Below are 17,883 nucleotides of genomic sequence, written 5' to 3'. Positions count from 1 at the left end.
AGCGGCCGCTTGCATGCCGCTTGCACGCCCATCAACCTAAAGCGTTTCGAGATAGCGCCATGGATAGATGCCGCGGTCATGTCCGTCATTGAAGATCAGCTGGATGCCGTAGCCCATGTCCTGCACCGCAACGATGCGGACCGCTTGGTCGAGCGCCTGCCCGACCGCCGCCCCGGCCGGCCCGCTCCGGCACGCGGCGCAACGGCATGCCTGGCGCAGCCGTGCGTGATCGAGTGACTGGCGCCGTCCATCCGGCCAGTCGATGCGCAACACCCCTTCGGCAGGCGCCAGTTCAAGCCGCGACGGGACCAGCATGCTCACGCCGCATTAAGTGGTGTACCGATCTGCGCCAGCGCAATGCGCACGGCCTTGCGTACCTCCGGATCGGCATCGTGCGCCGCTGCGCTCAGGGCTGCCAGCGCTGCGGGATCCTGCAAGCTCCCGAGCGACAGCGCGGCCTCCTTGCGCAGGTTGCTGATGGCGTGGCCGAGCTGCAGCGCCAGCGGCTGCAGCGCGGCGCGGTCGCGCAGCTTGCCCAGCGCCCTGGCGGCCTGCAGGCGCACCTGCCAGTAGGGGTCTTCCAGTGCGCCGATCAGAGGCTGCACGGCTTCGGCGAACTTCAGTTTTCCCAGCGTCTGCGCGGCTTCTTCGCGTACCTGCCAGGCGTCGTCGCGCAAGGCCGCGAGCAAGGCCTCGCACGCTGCCGGATCGGCGGCCAGGCCGAGCGCGCCGGCGGCGGCGCGCCGCACTTCGGCGTCGGTGTCGCCGGTGGCGGCCCGGGCCAGCGCAGGCAGGGCTTCGCTGCGCCTGAGCCAGCCCAGCACGGCCACGGCTTCGCGCCGCACCGGCGCGGCGGTGTCGGACAGGGCCGCCATGGCCGCATCGAACCCGGCCGCATGGCGCAGTTCGCGCAGGCCGCGCCAGGCGCAGGCCCGCACAAAGGGGTCGGCGTGCGTGACCCAGGGCAGCAGGGCGGCGCCGGAAGCCGGGTCTTTCAGTTCTGACAGCGCTTGCGCAGCGGCTTGCGCGACCTCGCGGACCGGATCGGCCAGGGTCGTGGCCAGGGCCTGCACCACCGCATGCCGCTCCCAGCTGGCCAGCGTGCGCGCGGCCTCGGCGCGCACGGCCTGCGCCGGGTCGGATTGCAGCCGTTGCAGCAGCAGCGGCACGCCGTCTTCGTCTTCCAGGTCGGCCAGTTGCAGCACCGCCACGCGGCGCACGGCGGGGTCGGGGTCGGAGAGGCGCAGCGCCAGTACGGCGATGGCGGGATCGGGTTCCGACAGGGAACGGTCAGGCAAGACGCAAGCGTGTGACATGGATTTCAGCCGGGTCGATATGGGAGTCAGGCGCCAGACGCGAGTGCGCCGGCGTCGGCGTGGTGATGCAGCAGGCCGCGGCAGCGGCGCTTGAGCCGGATGAAATCGTCATCGGTCATCCGTTCGGCGCGGCGCGGCCGCTCGAAGGGGACGGCGATATCCTCCAGGATGCGTCCGGGCCGCTGAGACATCACCAGCACGCGGTCGGCCAGGAACAGCGCCTCGTCGATGTCATGGGTGACAAAGACCACGGTGGTGCGCATCTGCGTCCAGACGTCGAGCAGCAGCGCCTGCATATGGGCGCGGGTCTGCGCGTCGAGCGCGCCGAAGGGCTCGTCCATCAGCAGCACGCGCGGCCGGTTGATCAGCACGCGCGCGATCTCCACGCGCTGCTGCATGCCGCCGGAGAGCTGGGCGGGATAGCGCTGCGCGAAGCTGCCCAGGCCGACCAGATCCAGCAGGGCCTGCGCCTCGCGTCTGCGCTCGGCGGCGGGCATGCCCCGCATCTTCAGGCCGAAGCCGACGTTGTCGAGCACGCGCTTCCATGGGAACAGCGAGTGCTGCTGGAATACCAGCCCGCGCTCCGGCGCGGGGCCTCGCACCAGCGCCCCGTCGAGCAGGATCTCGCCCGCCGCCGGCCGCAAGTGGCCGGCGATGGCGCCCAGCAGCGTGGACTTGCCGCAGCCCGATGGGCCCAGGATGCAGACGAACTGCCCGGCGGGAATGTCGATGGAAAGCTGTTGGACGGCGGTAAAGCCGGTCTCGCCCTGGCCCAGCGCCACATCCAGGCCGCGCACCTGCAGTTGGCCCGCGCGGATCGGCGGGCTGCTCATGCGCGCTCCTGCTGCAGGCGGGTCCATGGCATCAGCCACGCGCCGGTGCGCTTGATCAGCGCGCTGCTGCCCATGCCGAAGGCGCCGATGAGCAGCATGCCGACCACGATATCCGCATAGTTCTGCAGGTTGTAGGCTTCCCACGTGTAGTAGCCGATGCCGTACTGTCCCGCGATCATCTCGGCAGTGACCAGGCAGAACCAGGACGTGCCCATGCCGATCGCCAGGCCCGTGACGATGCTGGGCAGGGCGGCAGGCAACAGCACTTCGGGGAAGACGGTCCAGCGGCGCGCACCCAGGCTGCGCGCCGTGGCGATCAGCCGCGGATCGGTGCGTTCCACGCCGTGGATGGTATTGAGCAGGATCGGGAACAGCGCCCCGATAAAGGTGATGAAGATCATGCTCAGTTCCGAAGAAGGGAACATCAGGATTGCCAGCGGAATCCACGCCACGCCGGGAATCGGGCGAAGCACCTCAAGCGGCGGTAGCAGCAGGTCTTCCAGCCAGCGCGAGCGGCCGATGGCCATGCCGAGCACGATGCCTGCCGCGGCCGCCGCGCCGAAGCCGGCAAACACGCGGTAGAGGCTGTTGCCCAGGTGCAGCACCAGCTTGGGCGACTGCAACAGCTGCCAGGCCGCCGGCACCACCTCGCTGGGCGCGGGCACGTTGGCGAAGGTAACGAGGCCAAGGTGGGCCCGCTGCGACGAAGCCAGCTGCCACAGCACGATGCAGCTCGCCAGCGCGGCCAGGCGCACCAGCCAGCGCGCCAGCCGGGCGCGTGCCGCGCCGGCCATCGCCGGCGCCACCGGGGGCGGCCCGGCTTCAAGCGTGATTGCGCTCATCGTCGCGCTCCGGGTATCAGTTGCTGGCCACGGCGACGGCCGCGCCGCTGACTGCGGCGAAGTCGCGCACCTTGCCGCCATTGGCCCTGGCCCAGCCGTCGGCGGAGCCCTTGAGCAGGAAGGCGCTGACCTGTCCCTTGCCGTCCTGCACATACCACGCCTTGTTGGCCAGCAGCTTCAGGCCGGTATTGCGGTCATGCACATACACCACGCGCGCCGGCTTGCCCGCCTTCGCCGCCTGCCTGAGCGCGGCGAACGCTGCCGCCGGCGAGGCATAGGCGCGCACCGTGGGCTCGCCCCGCAGCCACAGCTGCGCGGCCAGCCTGGGCTCGGCGATGGGCTTGCCGCTGTCCGCGTCCCGGGCCGCGAGCGGCTGCTTGTCGTAGGACTTCAGGCGCGCCTCATAGTCCAGGCCTTCAAGCCGGAACGCTTCGCGGATGTAGCGGTCGTCGATCACGGCGTCGGCGCTCAGGTCGGCATCGGTACGCTTGAGCAGCTTCAGCGTTTCGATCGAGGTCTGCAGCGCCTGCCGGTACTCCGGCTTCCAGGTGTAGTCGCGGTTCTGCAGGCCGAGCGGGCCATGGAACAGGTAGTCCACCTCGGCGTCGATGCCGGTCACCCTGGCAATCAGTTCGCTGTATTTCTCGGGCTCCGCCGCCATCAGGCGGTCGGCCTCGATGGCGGCGCGCAGATAGGCCACCACGATCTCCGGATACTTGTGCGCATACTCCGCGCTCACCAGCGCGCCGTGGAAGGTGGGCGCCTCGGCCTGGGAGCCGTCATAGATCTTGCGCGCAAAGCCGCGGAACGCGAACAACTCGGGGAACGGCACGAAGTTGGCATGGCCATCCACCTTGTGCGCCTGCAGTGCCGAGCCGCCGACCTCGGGCGACTGCGACACCAGCGTCACGTCCTTGTCCGGGTCCCAGCCCTGGCGCTTTATCGCGCGCAGCAGCATGCCGTGCGCGGTCGAGCCGAACGGCACCGAGATGGTCTTGCCCTTGAGCTCCGCCAGCGACTGGACCGGGGAATCGGCGGGCACCACGATGCCGTTGCCGGTGCCGATCGCGTTGCCTGACAGCGGCGCGATAAACAGGCTCTTCTTGCCGGCCTTCTGGAACGCCGCGGCGTTGAGCGAGCCGGGAAAATCCGCCATCACGCCGAGATCGAGCTTGTCGGCCACCATCTCGTTGGTCAGCGGCGGGCCGGAGGTGAAGTTCTTCCATTGCACGTCGTAGCTGACGTCCTTGTACTTGCCGGTGCGCGGCAGGTATTTGTCGAGCAGCTTCAGTTCGCGGATCAGCAGGCCGCCGGTGGCGCAGTTGATGGTGGTGTCCTGCGTACCGATGGCGACGCGGATGGTTTCGGCGCGGGCAGCGCCGGCCAGGCTGGCGGCGCCCAGCGCCAGCAGCAGCGGGATGCTGGAAAAGGCTTTCATGGGGCTATCTCGGTGGGGCTGTGGTCATGAAGCTTGGCAATCAACGCAACAGGTACGGGATCTCGACCCGTACCGCGCCCGTCGGGCAGTCCTTTTCGCAGGGCATGCAGTACCAGCATTCGTCGAACTGCATATAAGCCTTGCCCTTGGCCAGGTCGATGGCCAGCAGATCCATCGGGCAGACATCGACGCACACGGTGCAGCCCTTGTCGGCGATGCACTTGTCTTCGTCGATGGTCACCGGCGCGCTGGTGCGCTGGGCGATTTCATGCGGGGTGTAGGCCATGGCGAGGTTTCCTTCAGGCGGCAGCGAGGCCGGTGGCCAGTGCGGCGCGGGGTTTGATGTCGGGTTCGGTGCCGGGATGGGCAGCCTGGCCACGGCCAACGCGCAGCCGCTGGTAGGCAGTGGCGTCGTCGCCCGCCACCGGGACGATGTACGGTTCGATCGCGCGCTTGTGGCTGACCATGCGTCCGGCGCCGTCCTTGCTCAGGTGTGTATGGCAGAACCAGTCCGCGTCATTGCGCTGCGGATAGTCGACGCGATGGTGGTAGAGGCCCCATCGGCTCTCGGTGCGGAACAGCGAGGCGCGCGCCGCCATTTCGGCGCAGTCGCGGATGGCCATGACCTCGACCGCGCGCATCAGCTCATGCGGGTTGGCGGCGCGGATCTGGCCGATGTCTTCGGCGATGGCATCGAAGCGCTGCAGGCCGATTTCCATCTTGCGCGTGACCTTGGGCGGCTGCAGGTAGTCGTTGACCATGCGCCGCAGCTTGTATTCCACCTGCGCGGGCGGCAGGCCGCTGGCGCGGGCCAGCGGTGCCAACACGCGCGCGCGTTCCGCCGCGACCTGCGCCGCATCCGCCTCGGGCAGCTCGCGGCCCGCCACGTAATCGGCGGCATTCTGTCCGGCAAACCAGCCATAAGTGAACGCGCCCAGCATATAGTTGTGTGGCACCGCGGCCATGTCGCCGGCGGCATAGAGGCCCGGCACCGTGGTCTCGGCGCGCTCGTTCACATGCACGCCGGAGGCACTGTGGCCGCTGCAGAAGCCAATCTCGGAGATATGCATCTCCACCATCTGCCGGCGGTAGTCGGTGCCGCGCCCGGCATGGAACTGGCCGCGGCTGGGGCGCTCGTTGGTGTGCAGGATGGTCTCGATGGTCTGGATGGTCTCTTCGGCCAGGTGGTCCAGCTTCAGGAACACGGGACCGTTGCCGCCCTGCAGTTCCTGGTAGAACTCCCACATCATCTGGCCGCTCCAGTAATCGCATTCGATAAAGCGCTCGCCCTTGCCGTTGGCGGTATAGCCGCCCAGCGGACCGGTCACGTAGGCGCAGGCGGGCCCGTTGTAGTCCTTGATCAGCGGATTGATCTGGAAGCACTCCAGGTTGGCCAGCGCCGCGCCCGCGTGATAAGCCATGGCGTAGCCGTCGCCGGCATTGGTGGGGTTTTCGTAGGTTCCCATCAGGTAGCCGGAGGCGGGCAGGCCCAGCCGGCCGGCCGCGCCGCAGCACAGGATCACGGCGCGTGCGCGGATCACGTGGAAGTCCGCGGTGCGGCAGTCGAAGCCCATCACGCCGCTGGCGGCGCCGGACGGGTCGGTCAGCACGCGCGTGGCCACGATGCGGTTGGTGATCTCCACGCGGGCGCGCTTGAGCTGGCGGTACAGCACCTTCTTGACGTTGTGTCCTTCGGGCATCGGCAGTACATATGAGCCCATGTGGTGGACCTTCTTCACGGCATAGTCGCCGGTCTCGTCCTTCTCGAAACGCACGCCCCAGCGGTCCAGCTGCTCGATGGTAGTGAAGCTGTGGCGCGCGTAGGCATAGACGGTGGACTGGTCGACGATGCCGTCGTTGGCCACGGTGATCTCGCGCGTGTACTGTTCGGGCGTGGCGTGGCCGGGGATCACGGCATTGTTGAGGCCGTCCATGCCCATCGAGATGGCGCCGCTGCGCTTGACATGCGCCTTGTCGAGCAGCAGCACGCGCAGCGCCGGGTTGCGTTCCTTGGCCTTGATCGCGGCCATCGGGCCGGCAGTGCCGCCGCCGACGACAACGATGTCGTATTCGTAAGTCACGGTATTCATGCGGAAGGCTTCCCTTTGCTGGCTGGTTTGCGGGGCCGGGCGCGGCCTGCTGTGTGGTTGGCGTTGGTGACGGGCGCTGCCTTGTGCCGGTCTGCGCGCAGCCGGTACTGAAACGCGTCGCCGCGGAAGTAGAGGAACTCGTAGTCGATCGGCGTGCCCTGCGCGTTGTGGGTCAGGCGTTCGATGCGCAGTACCGGCGCGCCTTCCTGGATGCGCAGCGCCTGGGTCAGCTCGTCGTCGGCGAGGATGGCATCGACGCTCAGGTCGGCATGGCCGAGCTTTACGCCACAGTCGTTTTCCAGGATCAGGAAGATGTCGCGCGTGGCGAGGTCGGCATTGAGCAGGCGGCGGCCGACGGCCTCGGGCACCCAGGTCAGTTCCAGCGACACCGGTTCGCGGTTGAGCAGGCGCACGCGCCGGATCTCCACCACCGCATCGCCTTCACGCAGGCGCAGCTGCGCGGCAACGTGGCCGCTGGCAGGCACGCGCTTGAGGCTGCGCACCTGGTTCAGGATCTCGTACCCCATGCCGGACATCGCCTCGGCAAAGCCCTGCAGCGAGGTCACGTTCTGGAAAGCGCGCGGCCTGGAGACAAAGGAGCCCTTGCCGGGGATCTTGAAGATCAGGCCCTCTTTCTGCAGGTCGCCCAGCGCCTGGCGCACGGTGATGCGGCTGGCGCCGAAGCTCGCGCCAAGTTCACTCTCCGACGGCATCTGGTGGTGCGGCGGATAGGTGCCGTCCAGGATGCGGGCGCGCAAGGCGTCCTTGATCTGCGTGTAGAGCGGCAACGGGGTCGGCATGGGTGCCGGCGCTGCCGCGGCGCCGTGGGCGGGCAACGCGTTGGTCCGGAAGGTCATCGGATCGACATAGCGTGTTATGACAAGTTGGGAGTCACTATATGGACCATGCCGTGCCGAAGGAACGAAGCAATCCGGATATGGAACGATGAAATCCGCGCAAGCGGCGCGCGCGCGGCTCAATTCCCACGGGCGCGCGCCGATATCCGGTCATGACACCTGCCGTCCGCCATCCGCCGCGGCCGCAGGCAGACACAACCATGGCGGCAAACACCACGCGCACGGCACGGGAGCAACGCATGAGCAGTTCCATGAGGGACATCGACGAACGGACCAACCTCACCAACAACAACCAGTTCGAACTGCTGCTGTTCCGGCTCGGCGAGGCCGAGCACTCCGGCCAGTCGGAGCTGTTCGGCATCAACGTCTTCAAGGTGCGCGAGATCCTGGTGATGCCGCCGGTGACCACCGTGGTCGGCGCCGACCCGTCGATCCTCGGCATGGCCGATATCCGCGGGCAGGTGATTCCGGTGATCGACCTGCCCCGGCTGGTCGGCTGCAAGCCGCGGGCCGGACTTGGCATCCTGCTGGTGACCGAGTACGCGCGCTCGACCCAGGGCTTTGCGGTCGAGGCGGTCGACGAAATCGTGCGGCTGGAGTGGAACCAGGTGCATTCCGCCGAAGCCAGTGTGCGCACCGGCCATGTGACCAGCATCGCCAAGCTGGACGGCGGCGGCGAGGGTGCAGAGCAAGGCGCGCGGCTGGTGCAGGTGCTGGATGTGGAGCAGATCCTGCGTGATGTGCTGCCCACGCGCCAGCCGGATGTGGATCCGGGCGAGGTCGGACCCCGGCTGCAATTGCGCCCTGGCGCCAGGGTGATTGCGGCGGACGATTCGGCACTGGCGCGCGGGCTGATCGAGCAGGGCCTGAAGGCGCTGGGCGCGCCGGTGGTGATGACCAAGTCCGGCAAGGAGGCCTGGGAACTGCTGGACCGCATCGCGGCCGAGGCCGCCAGCAAGGGCCGCCCGGTCCACGACGACGTGGCGCTGGTGCTGACCGACCTGGAAATGCCCGAGATGGACGGCTTTACGCTGACCCGCAAGATCAAGGCCGACAGCCGGCTGAAGTCATTGCCGGTGGTGATTCACTCATCACTGTCGGGCGAGGCCAGCGAAGAGCACGTGCGCAAGGTGGGGGCCGACGCCTACGTGGCCAAGTTCGTCGCCAAGGAACTGGCCGACACCATCCGCGCGGTGCTGACCCGTTGAGCGCAGTTAAGCGCGCCGTTAAGCGCGCCGTTGAGCGTGCCGTTGAGCGTGCCGTTGAGCGCGCCGTTGAACGACGTTAGGCGCGCCGCCACGTGGCCGGGGCAGAAGGCACAAAATGCAAGCGCCCGCAACCATTCCCGTACGCCGCTCGGTTGCCTATAAAACGGGCACTCCAGCGCGTTCCAGCGCGGGCGCGCCGTTCGCGGTTGTCAAGAGGGGAGATATCCACTGTTCCTGTGGATATTTTTTGTGGACAAGTGGAGCCGCCGGTGCACTCCCGGCCGGCATCGCGCGATGCCGGCCGGGAAGCCCCGGCCGCGGCCCGGCGCGGGCTCCGCGCCGCCGCGCTCCCTAGTGCCGCCGCTCCTCGCTCTCCCTGTTCTCGCCGCGCCTGCGTCGTTGCGCTACTTGGGCTGGGCCACCGTGCGCAGGTAGGGCTTCAGCGTCTTGAAGCCCTGCGGGTATTTCTTGCTGGCTTCCTCGTCCGAGACCGAGGTCGGGATGATGACGTCCTCGCCCGGCTTCCAGTTCACCGGCGTGGCCACGGTGTGCTTGGCGTTGAGCTGCAGCGAGTCCAGCAGCCGCAGCACCTCGTCGAAATTGCGCCCGGCGCTCATCGGGTACACCAGCATCGCCTTCACCTTCTTGTCCGGGCCGATGATGAACACCGAGCGGATGGTGGCGTTGTCCACCGCGGTGCGCGGGCCGCTGCCGCTGGCCTCGGGGTGGATCATGTCGTAGAGCTTGGCCACCTTCAGCTCGGCATCGCCGATCATCGGGTAGTTGACGGTACAGCCCTGCGTTTCCTCGATGTCCTTGACCCAGCGCTGGTGGTCGCCGACCGGATCGATGCTCAGTCCGATGATCTTGGTATTGCGCTTGTCGAACTCGGGCTTGAGCCGGGCCATGTAGCCCAGCTCGGTGGTGCACACCGGCGTGAAGTCCTTGGGATGCGAGAACAGGATGGCCCAGCCGTCGCCGATCCACTCATGGAAGCTGATCTGGCCTTCCGTGGTGTCGGCGGTGAAATCAGGGGCTTGCTCGCCCAGTCGAATCGCCATGGTTGCGCTCCTTGCAGTTGGCTTGGTTTGGAATCGCGCGTTGCCGCGCACGCTTGCCCGCTATCCCGCCTATCGCTCTATCCCGCCATCGCCCGTCCGCCGCTAGCGGAACACCAGCACCGGGATCGTGCTGTGGGTCAGCACCTTGTGTGTCTCGCTGCCGATCAGCAGGGCCTGCAGCCCGCGCTTGCCATGCGACGACATCACGATCAGGTCGCACTCGCGCTGCTGCGCGCACTCGATGATGGCCTGCCAGGGATGGTCGTCGGTGGCGGTGATGGTGTCGCACGGCACGCCGGCCTGCGCCGCGGTGTGGCTGAGCGCGGCCAGGAAGGTATCGGCGTGGCGCGCGGCCTCGGCGGCGAAGTTGCTCTTGGTGTCTTGCAGGCTGGTGAGCCGGTAGGTCAGCACGTGGTACTCGGGAAGCACATGCAGCCCGGTCACACGGGCGCCGATGCGGCTGGCGAATGCCATCGCGCGGCCCACCATGGCGTCGGCGCGCGCGGAGCCGTCGGTCGGTACTAGGAGGTGCCTGTACATGATGAGCCTCCGCTTGCAGAGAGATACCGAGATACCGCGCCAGCGTGGCGCGTCCGCGCACTGGCGGGCGAGCCCATCCAGTATAGGAATTGCGCGGCATAAGGAACAGGACACCAGGGGCCTTCGGAGCGCGGCCGCGAACAAGGTGGTGCCGCGGGCAAGCATTAACATGCTGTTATCATTCGATTCACCTGCACCCCCGCACCGATGGAAGGGACCGACGCATGATTGCGCTGCGCGAAGCTTGGCTGGCCGGATTGTTCCGCCGCGGCAACTGGCTGCCGAACCTGGTGTCGGGCGTGATCGTGGGGGTGGTGGCGCTGCCGCTGGCGATGGCCTTCGCGATTGCCTCCGGCGCCAAGCCGGAGCAGGGCCTGTACACGGCCATCGTCGCCGGGCTGGCGGTGTCGCTGTTCGGCGGCAGCCGGCTGCAGATCGCCGGGCCCACCGGCGCCTTTATCGTGGTGCTATCCGCGGTGACGGCGCGCCACGGCATCGACGGCCTGCAGATCGCCACGCTGATGGCGGGCCTGATCCTGGTGGCGATGGGGCTGACGCGGCTAGGCAGCGTGATCCGCTACATTCCGGCGCCGGTGATCGTCGGCTTTACCGCGGGCATCGGCGTGATCATCTTTGTCGGCCAGTGGCGCGATTTCTTCGGGCTGCCGCCGGTGGCCGGCGCGCATTTCCACGAAAAGCTCTGGCACCTGCTGCTGGCGCTGCCGCAATGGCACCCCGCCACCACCGCGCTGGCGCTGGGCAGCCTGGCGCTGGTGGTGGGCGCGCCGCGGCTGCGCTGGCTGCGACGCGTGCCGGGGCCGCTGGTGGCGCTGGTGGCCGCGACCGCGGCGCAGGCGCTGTTCCGCTTCGATGGCGTCGCCACCATCGGCACCGCCTTCGGCGGCCTGCCGCGCGGACTGCCGGTGCCGGCGTGGCCGGACATCACGCTGGCGCGCGTGCTGGAACTGGCCGGGCCCGCCTTTACCATCGCCATGCTGGGCGCGATCGAGTCCTTGCTGTCCGCGGTGGTGGCCGACGGCATGGCCGGCACCCGGCATGATTCCAACCAGGAGCTGGTCGGACAGGGCATCGCCAATGTGCTGGCGCCACTGTTCGGCGGGTTTGCCGCCACCGGCGCGATCGCGCGCACCGCCACCAATATCCGCAACGGCGGCAACAGCCCGCTGGCCGGCGTGGTGCATGCGCTCACGCTGGTGCTGGTGCTGCTGTTCCTGGCGCCGCTCGCGGCCAGCGTGCCGCTGGCCGCGCTGGCCGCGATCCTGTTCGTGGTGGCCTACAACATGAGCGAAATGCGCCAGTTCGCGCGCATGGTGCGGCGCGCGCCGCGCGCCGATGTCGCGATCCTGCTGATCACCTTTACGCTGACGGTGCTGACCGACCTAGTGGTGGCGGTCAATATCGGCGTGATCCTGGCCATGCTGCAGTTCCTGCGGCGCATGTCGGCATCGGTGGAGGTGGCCCCCCAGGCCGCCGAGGCGGTGGAGCGCGAACTGGGCGATGCCGGCACCGGCGCGGCGGCGCCGGTGCCGCCGGGCGTGCTGGTCTATGTCATCGACGGTCCGTTCTTCTTCGGCGCGGTCGAAGCGTGCGAGCGTGCCCTGGTGCAGACCCATACCGAGCCGCGCGTGCTGCTGATCCGCCTGGGCCGCGTGCCCTTCATGGACATGACCGGGCTGCAGACGCTCGAGGCGGTGATCGTCACGCTGCAGAAGCGCGGCGTCGCGGTGGTGCTGGCCGAAGCCAACGCAAGGGTCAGGGAAAAGCTGGCGCGCGCCGGCGTGCTGGCGGCGCTGGGCGAGGGCAACTACGCCGAGTCGCTGGCGCAGGCGGCGCAGCGCTGCGCCGTGCTGGCGGGAGAGGGGCAAGGCGAGGCCAACGCCCCGCGCTGAACTTACTTCTTCTGGCGCGTGCTGCCCGCCGGCTTGGGCTTGGTGGCGTAATCCACGCCATGCTGCGCCAGGTAATCGCGGATCAGCTGGCGCACCACCTGCGACGGCGTCAGGTCCTGCGCGGCGCACAGCGTTTCGAAGGCCTTTTTCTTGACCGGGTCGATCAGGATGGTCAGGCGGGCGGTCTTGGATTCCATGAGGATGGCGGCGGTCCGGGCCGTGATGGCGGCGGCGATGGGATGGGCATTATATACAGGGCTGCCGTGTGGTCTGGAGGGTTTCGCTACACCGGCGGTTTGCGCCCATCTCCCGCCTGCGGGAGAGGGGCGGGGGTGAGGGCGGGCGTGTGGCACGCACGAGGCGTTCGAACTTCGTGGAAGCTCCGGCCCTCACCCCAACCCTCTCCCGCCAGCGGGAGAGGGGGTACACAGGCGGTATTGGAACAGCCTGTCGTACCTTGCCTTGCGGTGCCTGTTGCCAGCCCTATTCCGCCATCCGCAGGTCCGCGATCACCGCCGCCAGGAAGCGCGCGGCTTCCCCGCCCGTGACCACGCGGTGGTCGAAGGTCAGGCTCAGCGGCATCACCCGGTGCACCGCGGGCGCGCCGCCGGCCGCGACCACTTCGTCGCGCACGCGTCCGGCGCCAAGGATTGCCACGGTGGGCGGCACCACGATGGGCGCGGCATAGCGCCCGGCGATCATGCCGAAGTTGGACAGCGTGATGGTGTTGCCGCGCATTTCCTCGGGGGCGATGGTGCGCGCGCGGATATCGGCGCGCATGCGGTCGAGGCCATGGCGCAGGTCGGCGGCGTCGCGGATGCCGACATCGCGCAGCACCGGCACGAACAGGCCCTCGGGCAGGTCCGCGGCAATGCCGACGTCGATCTTCTTCAACACGTGGCGGCGCCCGGTCTGTCCTTCATACCAGGCGTTGAGCCCGGGCTCGGCGCGGCAGCCGGCCACCAGCGCGCGGACCAACCGGATGGTGACGTCGGCGCCGGCGTGCCAGGCATGGATGTCGGCGTCGTCCATCACGGTGGCGGCGGCCACTTCCGCCTGCGCGCGCGCCATGTTCTGCGCCATCGCGCGGCGCACGCCGCGCAGTTCCTCGGGCGCGCCAAGCTCGGCCAGCGTGCTGGCGACGCGTTCCACGTCGGCGGCGGTGACCACCCCTTCCGGCCCCGAGGCGGTGGCCATCGCCAAGTCCACGCCGAGCCGGCGCGCGAGCGCGCGCACCGCGGGCGTGGCCTTGACGCGCGCGGCCATGCCCGCCGCGGGTGCCGCGGTGCCCGGCGGCGCCGCTTCGCTGACCACATGCGTGCCGACCTGCACCGAACCGACCACGGTGCCGGCGTCGGCATCGTCGCCGGCGCCCTCGAAGGCGACCAGCGGCGCCCCCAGGTGCACGATGTCGCCCGGCTGCGCGAACAGCTTGCCGATGGTGCCGGCATACGGCGACGGGATCTCGACGATCGCCTTGGCGGTCTCCACCGACAGCAGCGGCTGGTCCGCGGCGACGGTGTCGCCGGACTTGACATGCCACGTCACGATCTCGGCCTCCTGCAGGCCTTCGCCCAGGTCGGGCAGCTTGAAGACTCTCATCGGTCCTCCTTGGCAGGCTTGAACGTTGCGCGCACTGGCCGGCGTCTATGCCGCCAGCGCCCGGCGCGCGGCATCGACGATGCGCGCCACGCCGGGCAGGTAGGTGTATTCGAGCCGCGCCAGCGGCACCACGGTATCGAAGCCGGTCACGCGCTGCACCGGCGCGGCCAGCGAGTACAGCCCGGCATCGGCCAGCTGCGCCGCGATCTCGGCGCCGAAGCCGGCGGTGCGCGGCGCCTCGTGCACGATTACGCAGCGGCCAGTGCGCGTGACCGCGTCGAGGATGGTCTGCATGTCGAGCGGCTTGAGCGTGGCCACGTCGATGACGGTCGCGGAGACGCCTTCCGCGGCCAGCGCGTCGGCGGCGGCCAGCGTCTCCTGCACCATCGCGCCCCAGCTCACCAGCGTGAGGTCGCTGCCTTCGCGCAAGGTGAAGCAGGTATCGAGCGGCAGCGCCGCGCCGTCGTCGGCCACTTCCTGGCGGAACAGCCGGTACAGCCGCGTGGGCTCGAGGAAGATCACCGGGTCGGGATCGGCGATCGCCGCCAGCAGCAGCCCGTAGGCGCGCGCCGGCGACGACGGCACCACCACGCGGATGCCCGGCATATGCGCGAACATCGCTTCCGGGCTTTCGGAATGGTGCTCGGGCGCGTGGATGCCCGCGCCGCACGGCGAGCGCACCACCAGCGGGCAGGCGAGGCGCCCGCGCGTGCGGTGCCGCATGCGCCCGGCGTGGTTGATGATGTGGTCGACCGCGGGGTAGATGAAGCCGGTGAACTGGATCTCGGCCACGGGTTTCAGCCCCATCGCCGCCATGCCGATCGCCGCGCCGACGATGCCGCCTTCGGCCAGCGGCGTATCCATGACGCGCGCGGCGCCGAAGCGCGCCTGCAGGCCCACGGTGGCGCGGAACACGCCGCCGTTGACGCCGATGTCCTCGCCCAGCAGCAGCACATCGGGATCGTGTTCCAGCGCATGGGCCAGCGCCAGGTTGACTGCTTCGACCAGATTGATTTCCGCCATGGTTCGCTCGCTGTGGGCCGGGTCGATGGAGGAGTGCGCGTGCCGTGCCGGCAGCACCGGCGCTTGCGGCTAGCCGTGCTGCCCCGGGAAACGCCGCGCGATCTCCAGCTGCGCCTGCAGTTCGGCCGGCATGGCCGCGTACAGGCAGTCGAACATCGCCGCCGGGTCCGGCGGCGGCATCGCCAGGTAGGCCTCGACCGCCTGCGCCACCTGCTGCGAACACGCCCTGACCAGCGCTTCTTCGCGCGCCGCGTCCCAGGCATGCAGGGCCAGCAGGTGGGTGCGCAGCCGCAACAGCGGCTCGTGCTGCCAGTGCGCCTTGACGCTGGCCTCGTCGCGGTAGCGCGAGGCATCGTCGGCGGTGGTGTGGTCGCCCAGCCGGTAGGTGATGGCCTCGATCAGCGCGGGGCCGCCGCCGTCGCGCGCGCGCGCGACCGCTTCGCCGACGCGGTGGCGCACCGCGACCACGTCGTTGCCGTCGACCTGCTCGCCCGGGATGCCCGCGGCAATGGCCTTCTGCGCCAGCGTCTGCGCCGCGGTCTGGCCGCTGCGCGGCATCGAGATCGCCCACTGGTTGTTGTTGATCACGATCACCAGCGGCGCGCGCCACGCGCCGGCCATGTTCATGCCTTCATAGAAGTCGCCCTTGGAGGTGCCGCCGTCGCCCAGCAGGCAGACCGCCACGCGCGGCTCGCCGCGCAGCTGGAACGCGTAGGCCGCGCCGGCCGCGTGGCACACCTGCGTGCCGATCGGCACGCAGTTGGCAAAGTCATGCGGCGCCGCGCCAAAGCCGCTGCCGCGCTCGTCGCCACCCCAGTACAGCAGGCTCTCGGTCATCGTGACGCCGCGCACAAACTGCGCCGCATGGTCGCGGTAAGAGGGCACCAGCACGTCTTCCGGCCGCATGGCGTAGGCCACGCCCACGCCGATGGCCTCCTGGCCCAGCGCCGAGGCGAACGTGCCGATCTTGCCGGTGCGCTGCAGCGCGATCGCCTTCAGGTCGAACTGGCGCGTCAGCACCATCGCCTGGTACAGCGGTACCAGCGCGTCAGGGTCGCTGCCGAACGGGGGAAGGGGAACAGTGGTGGGGGTGGTGTCGCCCGGTGGGGCAAGGTAGCGGGTATAGCCGATCTCAAAGCGCGCAACCGTGGACATGGCAGGTCTCTCGATGCGGTTGTCTCGACAGGATCCGCGCGGAACGGAGCGAGGATCTTCGCAGCCCTCCGCGGCAATGATCGCGTTGTGATCCCTGCCGTGCTTTTTGGGCGCGGGGGACTTGAGCTTGAGTGTAGGGCATTTGCGCGGCCGCCGCCGCGCGAAATTGTCTTGCTGCGCACAATGCGGCAGCGCGCGCGCGGGCCGCCGCTCAGCCGTCCAGGTGCGGCTGCATCAGCGCGCGGAACCACTCCAGGAACACCGCGAGCCGCTGCGAGCGCTGGCGTCGGTGCGGGTAGAGCAGCGCCACCGGCATGCTGGGCGGGCGCCAGTCGGGCATGACTTCCAGCAACTGTCCGCTGTCGAGCAGGTGCTGCACGTCGAAGCGGGGAATCTGGATCAGGCCCAGCCCGGCCAGGCAGCAGGCGATGTAGCTTTCGGCATTGTTGACGGAGACGCGCGTTGCCACCTCGGCCTCGTGCACGCTGCCCTCGCCATCCAGGAATTCCCATGGCAAGTCCCGGCCGGTGCGGGGGCTGGCGTAGCCTACCGCGAGATGGCCGCGGCGCAGTTCGGTCGGATCGCGGGGCTCGCCGTGTTCGCGCAGATAGGCGGGGCTGGCGCAGTTGACCAGCGCGATCCGGCCCAGCGGCCGCACCACCAGGCTGCTGTCGGCCAGCACGCCGAAGCGCACCGCGCAATCGACGCCCTCCTGCACCAGGTCGATGGCGCGGTCGCTGGAACCGAGCGACAGCTGCAAGCGCGGATGGCGCCGCAGCAGTGCGGGCAGCGCCGGCGCCACCAGCCGGCGCGCGATGCGGCTCGGCATATCGACATTCAGGCGGCCGCTGGCCTGGCGCTGGCCGGCCTGGAACAGCTGGTCGATATCCTCGACCTCGGCCAGCAGCGGGCGCAGCCGCTCCAGCAATTGCGCGCCATCGGCGCTCAGCCGCACCTGCCGCGTGGTCCGGTGCAGCAGGCGCGTGCCCACCTGGGCCTCCAGGTCCTGCACCGCCGCCGACACCGACGCGCGCGGCAGCCCCAGCGCATGCGCTGCCTTGATGAAGCTGCCCATCTCGGCCACCTGCAGGAAAACGCGGTACTGGTCGAATCTGTCCATACGCCTGTGCTCGTTGATGGCGCAAGCATACCTGCAATGCGTGCGCGCACCAGAGCGGCGCGGCGGCTTATTTGGTCGTGTAGCCGCCGTTGATCAGCATGGTCTGGCCGGTGATCCACCAGCCGTCGCTGACCAGATGGCGGATAAAGGGCACCACATCCTCGATATGCGTCAGTCCCGTCGGCGAGAACGGCGACAGCGCGGCCGCGCTCTTGTGATAGGCCACGGCATCGTCGCCTTCCTGGCCGTAGAAGAACGGCGTATCCATCGGGCCGGGTCCTACCGCGGTTACCGAGATGCCGCGCGCCCCGAACTCCTTGGCCGCGGCGCGGGTAAAGTGTTCGACCGGCGCCTTGGTGCCGGCATAGGCGGCATAGAAAGGCGTGAACGCGCCCAGCAGCGAGGTCACCAGCGTCACGATCTTGCCGTGGTCGTTGACGTGGCGGCCGGCTTCCTTCAGGAAAAAGAAGGCGCTCTTGGCGTTGACGGCCGACATCTCGTCGTACTCGGCCTCGCTGATCTCGGCGAACGGTTTCTTCAGCACCTTGCCCACCGTGTTGATGGCGATATCGGGGCGGCCCACCGCGGCCACGGCGTCGGCAAACAACCGCTCGACCGCGCCCGCGCTGGTCAGGTCAGCCTGCAGCGCCACCGCCTCGGCGCCGCTTGCCCGGATCGCCCGGACCGTGGCATCGGCGTCGGCGCGCGAGGCCGCGCCGTGGTAGTGGATGGCGATGGCGCGCGCGCCCTGGGCGGCCAGGTCGCGCGCGATCAGCCCGCCCAGGTTCTTGGCGCCGCCGGCGATCAGCGCAACCTTGCCGCGGATGGAATGGTCAGCCATGAAACTCTCCTGTGGATGCGTCGAAGGAGGCTTCAGCTTAGGCGGGC

General features: G+C 69.1%; 18 protein-coding genes. 2 read left to right on the top strand and 16 right to left on the bottom strand.

Annotation, left to right across the window (positions count from 1 at the left end):
* Positions 1 to 36: 36 nt before the first annotated feature.
* Genes A3AG_RS0116230 through A3AG_RS31690 form a run of 8 tightly spaced genes read right to left on the bottom strand, consistent with a single transcriptional unit; the run spans position 37 to position 7,319 of the window.
* On the bottom strand, positions 37 to 315 hold the full coding sequence (locus tag A3AG_RS0116230) for a DUF971 domain-containing protein (RefSeq protein ID WP_018006433.1): 279 nt from the start codon (positions 313 to 315) through the stop codon (positions 37 to 39).
* 2 nt (positions 316 to 317) lie between these two features.
* On the bottom strand, positions 318 to 1,316 hold the full coding sequence (locus A3AG_RS0116225; RefSeq protein WP_026164230.1) for a HEAT repeat domain-containing protein: 999 nt from the start codon (positions 1,314 to 1,316) through the stop codon (positions 318 to 320).
* Positions 1,317 to 1,342: 26 nt separating this feature from the next.
* Positions 1,343 to 2,149 carry an ABC transporter ATP-binding protein gene (locus A3AG_RS0116220; RefSeq protein ID WP_018006431.1) on the bottom strand — a complete coding sequence of 269 codons (807 nt, stop codon included), beginning with the start codon at positions 2,147 to 2,149 and terminating at the stop codon, positions 1,343 to 1,345.
* Positions 2,146 to 2,991, bottom strand: a complete 846-nt coding sequence (locus tag A3AG_RS0116215) for an ABC transporter permease (RefSeq protein ID WP_018006430.1) — start codon at positions 2,989 to 2,991, stop codon at positions 2,146 to 2,148. Before A3AG_RS0116215 ends, A3AG_RS0116220 begins: the two co-directional genes overlap by 4 nt.
* Before the next feature lie 16 nt (positions 2,992 to 3,007).
* Complete coding sequence (locus tag A3AG_RS0116210) at positions 3,008 to 4,429, bottom strand: ABC transporter substrate-binding protein (protein ID WP_018006429.1); 1,422 nt, start codon at positions 4,427 to 4,429, stop codon at positions 3,008 to 3,010.
* 40 nt (positions 4,430 to 4,469) lie between these two features.
* Complete coding sequence (locus A3AG_RS0116205; protein ID WP_018006428.1) at positions 4,470 to 4,715, bottom strand: 4Fe-4S dicluster domain-containing protein; 246 nt, start codon at positions 4,713 to 4,715, stop codon at positions 4,470 to 4,472.
* Between the two features lie 13 nt (positions 4,716 to 4,728).
* Positions 4,729 to 6,519 carry a fumarate reductase/succinate dehydrogenase flavoprotein subunit gene (locus tag A3AG_RS0116200; RefSeq protein ID WP_018006427.1) on the bottom strand — a complete coding sequence of 597 codons (1,791 nt, stop codon included), beginning with the start codon at positions 6,517 to 6,519 and terminating at the stop codon, positions 4,729 to 4,731.
* Entirely contained in the window at positions 6,516 to 7,319 is an 804-nt protein-coding gene (locus tag A3AG_RS31690) for a GntR family transcriptional regulator (protein WP_035848953.1), read from the bottom strand. The genes A3AG_RS0116200 and A3AG_RS31690 overlap by 4 nt, the downstream gene beginning before the upstream one ends.
* A gap of 296 nt (positions 7,320 to 7,615) precedes the next feature.
* On the opposite strand from A3AG_RS31690, the gene A3AG_RS0116190 reads away from it, so the two are divergent.
* Positions 7,616 to 8,584, top strand: coding sequence for a chemotaxis protein (locus A3AG_RS0116190; protein WP_018006425.1), 969 nt, complete (start codon positions 7,616 to 7,618; stop codon positions 8,582 to 8,584).
* Positions 8,585 to 8,988: 404 nt separating this feature from the next.
* On the opposite strand, the gene A3AG_RS0116185 is transcribed toward A3AG_RS0116190, so the two are convergent.
* Both A3AG_RS0116185 and A3AG_RS0116180 read right to left on the bottom strand, forming a co-directional pair.
* The gene (locus A3AG_RS0116185) at positions 8,989 to 9,645 is read right to left on the bottom strand and encodes a peroxiredoxin (protein WP_018006424.1); all 657 of its coding nucleotides are present in this window, start codon (positions 9,643 to 9,645) and stop codon (positions 8,989 to 8,991) included.
* Positions 9,646 to 9,747: 102 nt separating this feature from the next.
* Positions 9,748 to 10,185, bottom strand: coding sequence for a universal stress protein (locus tag A3AG_RS0116180; RefSeq protein WP_018006423.1), 438 nt, complete (start codon positions 10,183 to 10,185; stop codon positions 9,748 to 9,750).
* Positions 10,186 to 10,409: 224 nt separating this feature from the next.
* Between A3AG_RS0116180 and A3AG_RS0116175 the strand changes: the two genes are divergently transcribed.
* Positions 10,410 to 12,095, top strand: coding sequence for a SulP family inorganic anion transporter (locus tag A3AG_RS0116175; protein ID WP_018006422.1), 1,686 nt, complete (start codon positions 10,410 to 10,412; stop codon positions 12,093 to 12,095).
* 2 nt (positions 12,096 to 12,097) lie between these two features.
* On the opposite strand, the gene A3AG_RS0116170 is transcribed toward A3AG_RS0116175, so the two are convergent.
* The 6 genes from A3AG_RS0116170 to A3AG_RS0116145 all read right to left on the bottom strand — a co-directional run bounded on the left by A3AG_RS0116170 (position 12,098) and on the right by A3AG_RS0116145 (position 17,836).
* Positions 12,098 to 12,292 carry a ribbon-helix-helix domain-containing protein gene (locus A3AG_RS0116170; RefSeq protein ID WP_018006421.1) on the bottom strand — a complete coding sequence of 65 codons (195 nt, stop codon included), beginning with the start codon at positions 12,290 to 12,292 and terminating at the stop codon, positions 12,098 to 12,100.
* Positions 12,293 to 12,578: 286 nt separating this feature from the next.
* Positions 12,579 to 13,697 carry a dihydrolipoamide acetyltransferase family protein gene (locus tag A3AG_RS0116165; RefSeq protein WP_018006420.1) on the bottom strand — a complete coding sequence of 373 codons (1,119 nt, stop codon included), beginning with the start codon at positions 13,695 to 13,697 and terminating at the stop codon, positions 12,579 to 12,581.
* A gap of 45 nt (positions 13,698 to 13,742) precedes the next feature.
* Positions 13,743 to 14,720, bottom strand: a complete 978-nt coding sequence (locus tag A3AG_RS0116160) for an alpha-ketoacid dehydrogenase subunit beta (protein WP_020384463.1) — start codon at positions 14,718 to 14,720, stop codon at positions 13,743 to 13,745.
* A 69-nt stretch (positions 14,721 to 14,789) separates the two neighbouring features.
* Positions 14,790 to 15,875: a pyruvate dehydrogenase (acetyl-transferring) E1 component subunit alpha gene (pdhA, locus tag A3AG_RS0116155; RefSeq protein WP_018006418.1), complete on the bottom strand. Its 1,086-nt coding sequence runs from the start codon at positions 15,873 to 15,875 to the stop codon at positions 14,790 to 14,792.
* Positions 15,876 to 16,086: 211 nt separating this feature from the next.
* Positions 16,087 to 16,995, bottom strand: a complete 909-nt coding sequence (locus A3AG_RS0116150; protein WP_018006417.1) for a LysR family transcriptional regulator — start codon at positions 16,993 to 16,995, stop codon at positions 16,087 to 16,089.
* A 67-nt stretch (positions 16,996 to 17,062) separates the two neighbouring features.
* Positions 17,063 to 17,836: an SDR family oxidoreductase gene (locus A3AG_RS0116145; protein ID WP_018006416.1), complete on the bottom strand. Its 774-nt coding sequence runs from the start codon at positions 17,834 to 17,836 to the stop codon at positions 17,063 to 17,065.
* Positions 17,837 to 17,883: the final 47 nt, after the last annotated feature.

The sequence above is a fragment of the Cupriavidus neocaledonicus genome (assembly GCF_000372525.1).
GTDB classification, from domain to species: domain Bacteria; phylum Pseudomonadota; class Gammaproteobacteria; order Burkholderiales; family Burkholderiaceae; genus Cupriavidus; species Cupriavidus neocaledonicus.
This window is presented reverse-complemented; position numbering and strand designations above follow the sequence as displayed.

Coding starts and splice junctions, on each gene's coding strand:
- A3AG_RS0116145 (WP_018006416.1), bottom strand. CDS start 17,836: ATGGCTGACCATTCCATCCGCGGCAAGGTTGCGCTGATCGCCGGCGGC.
- A3AG_RS0116205 (WP_018006428.1), bottom strand. CDS start 4,715: ATGGCCTACACCCCGCATGAAATCGCCCAGCGCACCAGCGCGCCGGTG.
- A3AG_RS0116165 (WP_018006420.1), bottom strand. CDS start 13,697: ATGAGAGTCTTCAAGCTGCCCGACCTGGGCGAAGGCCTGCAGGAGGCC.
- A3AG_RS0116185 (WP_018006424.1), bottom strand. CDS start 9,645: ATGGCGATTCGACTGGGCGAGCAAGCCCCTGATTTCACCGCCGACACC.
- A3AG_RS0116220 (WP_018006431.1), bottom strand. CDS start 2,149: ATGAGCAGCCCGCCGATCCGCGCGGGCCAACTGCAGGTGCGCGGCCTG.
- A3AG_RS31690 (WP_035848953.1), bottom strand. CDS start 7,319: ATGCCGACCCCGTTGCCGCTCTACACGCAGATCAAGGACGCCTTGCGC.
- A3AG_RS0116175 (WP_018006422.1), top strand. CDS start 10,410: ATGATTGCGCTGCGCGAAGCTTGGCTGGCCGGATTGTTCCGCCGCGGC.
- A3AG_RS0116225 (WP_026164230.1), bottom strand. CDS start 1,316: ATGTCACACGCTTGCGTCTTGCCTGACCGTTCCCTGTCGGAACCCGAT.
- A3AG_RS0116160 (WP_020384463.1), bottom strand. CDS start 14,720: ATGGCGGAAATCAATCTGGTCGAAGCAGTCAACCTGGCGCTGGCCCAT.
- A3AG_RS0116215 (WP_018006430.1), bottom strand. CDS start 2,991: ATGAGCGCAATCACGCTTGAAGCCGGGCCGCCCCCGGTGGCGCCGGCG.
- A3AG_RS0116170 (WP_018006421.1), bottom strand. CDS start 12,292: ATGGAATCCAAGACCGCCCGCCTGACCATCCTGATCGACCCGGTCAAG.
- A3AG_RS0116190 (WP_018006425.1), top strand. CDS start 7,616: ATGAGCAGTTCCATGAGGGACATCGACGAACGGACCAACCTCACCAAC.
- A3AG_RS0116230 (WP_018006433.1), bottom strand. CDS start 315: ATGCTGGTCCCGTCGCGGCTTGAACTGGCGCCTGCCGAAGGGGTGTTG.
- pdhA (WP_018006418.1), bottom strand. CDS start 15,875: ATGTCCACGGTTGCGCGCTTTGAGATCGGCTATACCCGCTACCTTGCC.
- A3AG_RS0116210 (WP_018006429.1), bottom strand. CDS start 4,429: ATGAAAGCCTTTTCCAGCATCCCGCTGCTGCTGGCGCTGGGCGCCGCC.
- A3AG_RS0116180 (WP_018006423.1), bottom strand. CDS start 10,185: ATGTACAGGCACCTCCTAGTACCGACCGACGGCTCCGCGCGCGCCGAC.
- A3AG_RS0116200 (WP_018006427.1), bottom strand. CDS start 6,519: ATGAATACCGTGACTTACGAATACGACATCGTTGTCGTCGGCGGCGGC.
- A3AG_RS0116150 (WP_018006417.1), bottom strand. CDS start 16,995: ATGGACAGATTCGACCAGTACCGCGTTTTCCTGCAGGTGGCCGAGATG.